The 8,310-nt window shown below is 50.6% G+C and carries 7 protein-coding genes; 1 reads left to right on the forward strand and 6 read right to left on the reverse strand.

What is annotated here, in order from left to right; translation table 11 throughout:
• Positions 1-39 precede the first annotated feature (39 nt).
• The 4 genes from B2Z72_RS16755 to fliS form a co-directional block, all read right to left on the reverse strand.
• Positions 40-1,401 carry a sigma-54-dependent transcriptional regulator gene (locus B2Z72_RS16755; RefSeq protein WP_296980965.1) on the reverse strand — a complete coding sequence of 454 codons (1,362 nt, stop codon included), beginning with the start codon at positions 1,399-1,401 and terminating at the stop codon, positions 40-42.
• A 45-nt stretch (positions 1,402-1,446) separates the two neighbouring features.
• On the reverse strand, positions 1,447-2,640 hold the full coding sequence (locus tag B2Z72_RS16760; protein ID WP_297005348.1) for a sensor histidine kinase: 1,194 nt from the start codon (positions 2,638-2,640) through the stop codon (positions 1,447-1,449).
• Between the two features lie 251 nt (positions 2,641-2,891).
• Positions 2,892-4,349, reverse strand: coding sequence for a sigma-54 dependent transcriptional regulator (locus B2Z72_RS16765; RefSeq protein ID WP_296985483.1), 1,458 nt, complete (start codon positions 4,347-4,349; stop codon positions 2,892-2,894).
• A gap of 257 nt (positions 4,350-4,606) precedes the next feature.
• Positions 4,607-5,074: a flagellar export chaperone FliS gene (fliS, locus tag B2Z72_RS16770; protein WP_296985480.1), complete on the reverse strand. Its 468-nt coding sequence runs from the start codon at positions 5,072-5,074 to the stop codon at positions 4,607-4,609.
• 203 nt (positions 5,075-5,277) lie between these two features.
• Here fliS and B2Z72_RS16775 point away from each other — a divergent pair, with 203 nt between their 5' ends.
• Positions 5,278-7,323: a methyltransferase domain-containing protein gene (locus B2Z72_RS16775; protein ID WP_296985478.1), complete on the forward strand. Its 2,046-nt coding sequence runs from the start codon at positions 5,278-5,280 to the stop codon at positions 7,321-7,323.
• Between the two features lie 48 nt (positions 7,324-7,371).
• On the opposite strand, the gene ung is transcribed toward B2Z72_RS16775, so the two are convergent.
• Both ung and B2Z72_RS16785 read right to left on the reverse strand, forming a co-directional pair.
• Positions 7,372-8,049, reverse strand: coding sequence for a uracil-DNA glycosylase (gene ung, locus B2Z72_RS16780; RefSeq protein WP_297005350.1), 678 nt, complete (start codon positions 8,047-8,049; stop codon positions 7,372-7,374).
• Positions 8,050-8,140: 91 nt separating this feature from the next.
• Positions 8,141-8,310: amino acid--tRNA ligase-related protein (locus tag B2Z72_RS16785; RefSeq protein ID WP_297005352.1), on the reverse strand; the 170-nt coding region annotated here is incomplete at its 5' end.

An 8,310-nucleotide genomic window follows, 5' to 3' on the forward strand; every position in this document is an offset into this window, starting at 1 on the left:
TTAAAAAAGGCGCAAACAAGGGAAGATTATTACCGGGCGTCAGGCCAGCATGGCCTCGACATCAATACCGTCATCACGCAGACGCGCCATCTTGTATCTCAGGGTTCGTGGACTGATGCCAAGACGGTCGGCAGCATCTTTGCGGCTTGGTTCTTCTTTCAGTGCTTTGACGATCAGTTCAACTTCGCGGTTTTTCAGATCGTTGCCAAGCGCCTGCTCAGAATCCGTCAAAGAAATAACATCCGCCACCGGCATCTCTGACTGACGGTTTTTCGGAACCGGTGTCAGAATAAAATCGGCGGCGAACAACTGTGGACCAGACTGAATAATCAGTGCACGCTGCATCGTATTGTCCAGCTCACGGACGTTACCGGGCCAGGTATGTGTCATCAGTTTCAGTTCTGCATCCGCCGCCAGTGATGGTACCGGACGCTTCATTTTCGCGGCATGGTGTGCCAGCAGCCGTTTGGCCAGTGGCAGAATATCGTCTTTACGTTCACGCAGCGGCAGCCAGTGCAACGGGAAGACACTCAGACGATAATAGAGATCTTCACGGAACTGGCCATCGGCTACGTACTCGGCCAGATCACGGTTAGTGGTCGCCACGATACGGACATCCAGATCCAGTACTTTTTTACCACCCAGACGCTCGACCTGACGTTCCTGCAGAACACGCAGCAGCTTTGCCTGCAGACCAAGATCCATTTCGGTAATTTCATCCAGCAACAGCGTACCGCCATCGGCCTGCTCGAATTTACCCGGCATCGCATTGTAAGCACCGGTAAAGGCGCCTTTTTCATAACCGAACAACATGGCTTCCAGCATATTTTCCGGAATCGCTGCGCAGTTAATGGCAATAAAAGGCTGTAAGCGACGGGAGGAATGCTGATGAATGTAACGCGCCAGTACTTCTTTACCGGTTCCGCTTTCACCGCTGATCAGTACCGTTGAATCGGTTTGCGCTACACGTTCAGCCAGTTGAAATAACTGACGCGAAGCTACCGCTTCACACACTGGTTCTGATTCGTCATCCGCCCCTGCTGATGATGTCTGGTTAAACTGCTGCAGGATTTTATCCAGCTCCGGCAGCTCAAACGGCTTCATCAGATAATCATTGGCACCACGCTGCATGGCTTTAACCGCCTGGCCAACATCACCATAGGCTGTCATAAGCACCACCGGCAGCCAGGGATGAGCCGATTTTATGGCTTCCAGTAACCCCAGACCATCCATACCCGGCATATTAATATCTGACAACACCAGATCCAGAGGCTGTGCCGCGACAATGGCCATTGCATCGTTGCCATTGCCTGCTTCACAGACTTCATGCCCTTTTATCATCAGGGTATCGACAATCGCTTCGCGCAGACGGGGATCATCTTCCACAACTAAAAGACGCATATTTTTCTCCTTGCTGATGACCAATACAGAGCCGCGACCCTGCTATCAGTGAACCGGTAAAATAAATTGAGCTGACGCGCCACCAGTCGGGCTGTCTGTCAGGTGAAATTCCGCTTTATGTGCTCTGGCAACCGCCTGCACCACTGCCAGACCAAGGCCCGTGCCATTGGCTTTTGTGGTGTAAAACGGTTCGAGAATTTTTTCTTTTTGCTGATCTGTCATACCCGGTCCGTTGTCACTGACGGTCAGGCTTATCTGTGCGTCGCCGCAGCGGATAACATCAATATCGATATGCACCGGAGCAGCACTGGATTCGATGGCATTATTCACCAGGTTCATCACTGCACTGATCAGTGCATCGCGGTTACACACCAGACGCTGATCCGGTATTTCATTATGAATGCGGCAGGTACCGTGACTGTTCTGCAATGGCACCTCCATCGCATCACTCACTCCCTGCATTAATTCCGCCAGTGACACTTCGTCGTTCAGCGGCGCTTCACCACGGGCAAAGATCAGCATATCGCGCACCTGGTTTTCCAGATGACGTAAACGTTCCTGCAGCTTTCCGGCAAAGCGGATGCGATGTTCATCCTGCAGTTCAGGCGCGGATAAATGTCCGGCATAAAGGGTTGCTGCGGCTAACGGCGTACGGATCTGATGCGCCAGCGAGGCGACCATTTTTCCCATGGCAGACAAACGTTCATATTGACTGAGCTGTGCCTGTAACTGCCGGGTTTCAGTCATATCCGTCAACAGAATTACCTGTCCCGGCTCGTTCGTCATGGCGGCCGTACGTACCTGCACGCGGCGTCCATCCACCAGTGAAATTTCATGACCATCATCACGACGCGGTTTAAAACAGGTCTGAATCAGCTGACGCCAGCGCCGGCCATTCAATGATTCAACCTTTGCTAACGGCAGCAATAATTCATCTGCGGCGCGGTTACTCTGGCGTACACAACCAAACTGATCGAGCACCAGCACAGCAGCAGGCAACAGCTGCAGCAAGCTTTCCAGCTTGTCCGCAAGGCGTTCTTTTTCCGCCATTTCCTGCATGCGCTGCGCAGAAACATTGGCCAGCTCGCCGCTTAACTGTTCAACACGGTTCTCAAGAAATTCATAGGAATCCGTCAGCTTCTGTGACATTTCGTTAAACATCATAAAAGCTTCACGCAGATCCTGACGCTTACCGGTGGCGCCGGGATAGTCCAGAATTTCCAGAGCGGAGTCAGCCATAATTACCTCACCACGTTTGCCGGATTTCCGGCATTAACATCATCTGATTAGTGGTTGAGCAATTAGCGTGCCTGTTTTTTAGCGTGAAAAATAAAGAAAGGAGTCAAATAAACGAACACAATTCCGACGCAGTCAATCAGTCTGTCTTTGCCAGAACATCATCAGGAAGGCAAAGAGCCGGGCATAATGCCCGGCTTTTTAATAAGTGCCATACTCAGGTGTGGGTACAGCACTGTTTGGCGGTAAAGGTCTCAGGCGAAATCTCTTTCTTTGCGACCGAGATTATACTTGCGCATTTTCTCCACCAGCGTAGTGCGGCGGATATTGAGTTTTTCTGCGGCTCTGGCGACAACACCACTGGCATCATCAAGTGCCTGTTGAATCAGCGAGCACTCCAGATCCTGCAGATACTCTTTCAGATCCAGACCATTGACCGGCAACAGTGCCGGCGAATCGATACCCGCCAGACCATCACCCGGATTAACATCCGTCACCACAGGAATCGGATTGCTTTCGTCCGTATCATCCACATGACGGAATTTCTTCGGTAATTCATTGACGCCGATAACGCCGTAAGGATGGAGAATAGCCAGACGCTCTACCAGGTTCGCCAGTTCACGGACATTGCCGTGCCAGTCATGACGACACAGCGACATAATAGCCGCGGAATTAAAACGGATAGAGCCGCGCTTTTCATTTTCCAGACGTGAGATCAGCTCATTCAGTAACAGCGGCAGATCTTCTACCCGCTCACGCAGGGATGGCATATCAATGGGGAATACATTCAGACGATAGTAGAGGTCTTCGCGGAAAGTCCCTTCTTCAATCATCTGTTCAAGATTTTTGTGGGTCGCCGCAATAATTCGTACGTTAGCATTAATGGTTTTGTTGCTGCCTACGCGTTCGAAGGTATGTTCCTGCAGTACACGCAGAATTTTCACCTGCATATTTAATGGCATATCGCCAATTTCGTCGAGGAACAGCGTACCGCCTTCTGCCAGTTCAAAACGGCCCGGTCGGCTGTTAATAGCACCGGTAAATGCACCCTTTTCATGACCAAACAGTTCACTTTCCAGCAGCTCTGCGGGAATCGCGCCACAGTTCACAGGAACGAACGGCTTACTGCGGCGATGGGAATGGTAATGCAGATTCCGCGCAACCACTTCTTTGCCCGTACCGGATTCCCCCTGAATCATAACGCTGACGTCTTTATCTGCGACCTGCATGATCAGCTCACGCACGTGCTGAATCTGGCGACTGGTACCTACCAGACTGCGGAACAGCTGGACTTCACGGCGTTCGCCACGGGAGCGGTTGTGGGTATATTGTTCACGGTAGACCTGACAGCGATGCAGGCTGTCCAATAATTTGTTGTAGCTCGGCGGCATCTCAACATGAGCAAGCAATGCACGGCGTACTGTCTCGGGCAGAGTTTCCGGCAGACCGCTGTCACCCATGTACAATAATGGAATGCCTTTGTCCCAGCTCAGCAACCCTTCAATAACATCACTCAATGCAAGGGCGTTACTGTCGCCAACAAATACAGCGCTGATTTCAGTACTGTCTTCAACTTTGCCTTCGGCTTCACGGCGCCAGTCCGCAGTACCGGCAACAATGGCCTCTTCACCAAGAAAATCGAGAATGACTTTCATATCGTGACGACGCTGCTCATTGTCGTCGACCAACAGAACTTTAATTTCTCTCCACATAGTGGTTGCCCTTCCTTCCCCTCAAGATAAACCCGCAGCGGCTGCTTGTTATCTGACACCGCCAGTTCGTTGACGACCGTCTGAACAGTTAAGTATCTAATTTGCCGCAAGTCAAACTTCTGACGTTAAAAAAACCATGTATAGCAACTAACGTGCCTAAGAGGGGTTATAGCTGAATTGGTCGTGAAAAGACAATATAGAAAAAGGCCGTAAACGGCCTTTAAGTGTCAAAAAGACAGAAGAGAACTAAACGTAAGTCAGGCAGAAATATGACTGCTCAACCGGGCGGAAGGGTCACCTGCCGTGGCAGAAACCGCTGAAGAAGAACCAGCCAGACCTTTCAGATATTCATCGCGAATCCCGTCCCAGCCCTCTTTTACCTGCAGCATCAGCCCCATTACTTCATCAATGATGGTCACATCGTTTCTGGCAGTGGCAGTGATAAGGCGACGATTCATGTAGTCATAAAGACGTTCAAGATTACGCGACACGTCACCACCGGCTTCATGATCCAGACTGCTCTGCAAACTTTCAATAATTGTGTTTACACGGCCAAGCAAACTTGCCTTTTCTTCATAGTCCTTACGCTCTATCGCACCCTTAGCCTGGGACATACGGGTCAGAGCTGCTTCCAGTAACAGTTGTATCAGCCTGTGCGGATCGGCATCCAACACTTCAGATGTGACGTTTACCTGCTGATATTGCTTGGCACCGCTGTTGTACATAACAGTCTCCTGCAAATGTTCATTGTTATCTATATGACGGCAACTCACTCTCTTTCTTTAGGGTGGAAAGCAATTTTTTACAACGGCAAGCGGCAACCGGCAACCGCAGCGGCAAGTCTGGTCCGCCCTGAAAACCGGCCTTATCAATATATAATCCTTTAAAAACAATAACTTAAAAAATGGCACAGTAGCTGCTTACAGGCATGGAAACACTTTTGTTTATCGAGGCTAATATGGCCAGCGCACAGTTTAAGACAGCCGAACGCCGCCAGAACAGTACGGAATACCGCCGCCTGTTTGATATGGCGAGCCGACTTTACAGCGAAGCTCAGCAGGCTAACGACCGCATTCTGATGCGTAAGGCTGCTCAGATCGCTCATCAGGGTTATCTGCTCAAACCGGATCACCTGACGGGTCTTAACCTGATGGCACGTATTGATATGCAGCTTGGCCATTACGACGATGCCGCGCATTGGCTTAAAGAAGGCCTGCGTATAAAGCCAGACAGCGTATCCCTCTTATACAGTGCTGGCCAACTGTCTTTAGCACGTAACCAACTGGATAAAGCCGCCGACTATTTTGAGCAGTCCGCGAGAATTTCCAAAGTTGCGACAAAATCCTATAACTGGCTGGCCCATACACGCCTGCTGCAGGGCGACTTTGTAGAAGCCTTCCGTCATTACCGTGAACTGATTAAAACCCAGTCAGACAACCGTCAGCTGCGCAGCAAGCTGTTTGAAGCAGCCGATCAAATTGTGGCTGATTTCTACGCTGAAGAACTGGAACAGGATCTGTTGCGTTACCTGGATTTCCGTGACGTGGATTTCAGTCAGCTGCGTACTCTGACAACCTCTCTGCTAAAGCATAAGCTGCATTTGTCCGAAGCTGGTTGCCCGTTAAATTTTGACGATATCATCAGCGATACTCTGTTATTGAAATCACTGCAGCGTTTCTTTTTCTGCGACCCGATAATGGAGCGCCTGCTGATTACTGTACGTCAGTCGCTGCTGTTCAGCTGCAGTAAAAATCTTTCCATCAAAAATGATCTGCTGCCATTTGTTACCGCACTTGCAGCTCAGACCCAGCTGAATGAAGGCGTCTGGTACACGGACGCGCAGGAATATCAGCTGACAGACCAGCTGGAATCGCTGGTTGGAAAAATACTCAGCATCGATGGTACCGGAGCCACTGAAATCGCCCCGGCTCTTACTCTGGTGATGATGTACAAACCCTTAAACGATTGCAGCTTTATCAACGAACTGGCCAACCGCCGCATCAGCTGGCGTGCGTATCCGCTGATTGCACAAACTCTGAAAGAATATCAGTCATTAAGCAAAGCCCGTTTTGAAGTTCCCCAATTGCCTTCTTCCGGCGATAAAATTTCATCCCGGGTGCGCCAGCAATACAATGAAAATCCTTACCCACGCTGGACAGATATCGGCTATAACTTACCGTCAGACTATGTTCAGTCACTTCGTGGTCTGTTCCCTCTGGCAGACTTTTCCCGTATCCGTAAACCTGTACCGGACGTACTGGTTGCCGGCAGCGGTACAGGACGACATGCCATCCGTCTGGCACATTATTTTGCACCAATGCAGATTACAGCATTGGATCTCAGTGAATCGGCGCTGGCTTACGCCTTACTGCAGGCACGCAAACGCAATACACCGGATATTCATTTTATTCAGGGGGATATTCTCAACCTGGATAAGCTGGAACAGGATTTTGACATCATTGAGTGTTCTGGCGTGCTGCACCATATGCAGCATCCCCGGCAGGGACTGCAGGCTCTGGCTGGCTTACTGCGCCCCGGCGGGGTTATAAAAATCGCGCTGTACAGCACAACGGCGAGACAGAAAATCAGCGAGCTGCGTCAACTGATGGGCGATAATATTCCGCAGTCGACACTGGATATGCGTCTGGTGCGGGAAACACTGCTGCAAAACCAGCTGGCTGGTGACTGGTCTGCCATCTATAACTCACCTGATTTCTATAGTCTCAGCGCCTGCCGCGATCTGCTCTTTCATCAGCAGGAACATACTTTTGATGTGCTGGAGTTATCGGACTTTTATGCCGCCTCCGGACTGCAATGGCTGGGCATGCTGGCACCGCCCGGCTCAGCTGAGTTACTCAGTATTGCCGGCAAAAAAGCCGCTCAGCTGAGTCATCAGGAATGGCATGATATTGAGCAGGCCAATCCGTCACTGTTTGCCGGTATGTACCAGTTTTATTTGCAGAAGCCGTTGTAAGCACTGTGAACCAGACACGGGTGAAGTCAGCGTGCCTGCAGCGTTACGTCAGATCTGCCAGTTAATTGGCTGCTGACCCTGTTTGAGCAGATATTGGTTTATCGCCGAAAACTGATGGTTACCAAAAAATCCGCGATGCGCCGACAAGGGCGACGGGTGAGGTGATTTAAGCACCATGTGACGCTGCTGATCAATCACGGCCCCTTTCTTCTGCGCGTAACTGCCCCAAAGAACAAACACCAACCCTGAACGCTGTTCATTCAGCGCCTTAATAGCGGCGTCGGTAAATTCTTCCCAGCCCTTTTTCTGATGAGAACCAGCGTTAGCCTGCTCAACCGTCAGGGTAGCATTTAATAACAGCACGCCCTGATCCGCCCATGGCGTCAGATCACCACTACCACTCATCTGTAAGCCCAGGTCCGCCTGAATCTCTTTGAAAATATTCACCAGAGACGGCGGTACTTTTACACCCGGCTGCACAGAAAAGCTCAGGCCGTGGGCCTGCCCCGGGCCGTGATAAGGGTCCTGACCAATAATAACCACCCTCACCTGATCGAACGGCGTATGATTAAAGGCGTTAAAAATCTGCGGCCCCGGCGGAAAGATCACTTTTCCGGCGGCCTTTTCCTGCTGCAGAAACTCACGCAGAGTGTGCATATAAGGCTGCTCAAATTCCTGCCCTAACACAGCCTGCCATGACGGATGTAACTCACCGGCTTTGCCCACACCGGACTCCTTTATTTTTTAATTTACTGAAATAAAAAAACGGGTAATGCGATGGATGCCATTACCCGTTTTATTTTTACTGCTACTGCGATCAGTCAGCCAGTGGCTTCATGTGCGGGAACAGAATCACGTCTTTAATGGTGTGGCTGTTGGTGAACAGCATAACCAGACGGTCGATACCAATACCTTCACCGGCGGTTGGTGGCATACCGTATTCCAGAGCACGGACGTAATCGTCGTCGTAGTGCATGGCTTCGTCAT

The organism is Thalassolituus sp. UBA6592 (genome assembly GCF_002433655.1).
In the GTDB taxonomy this organism is placed as follows: Bacteria; Pseudomonadota; Gammaproteobacteria; order Pseudomonadales; family Oceanobacteraceae; genus Venatoribacter.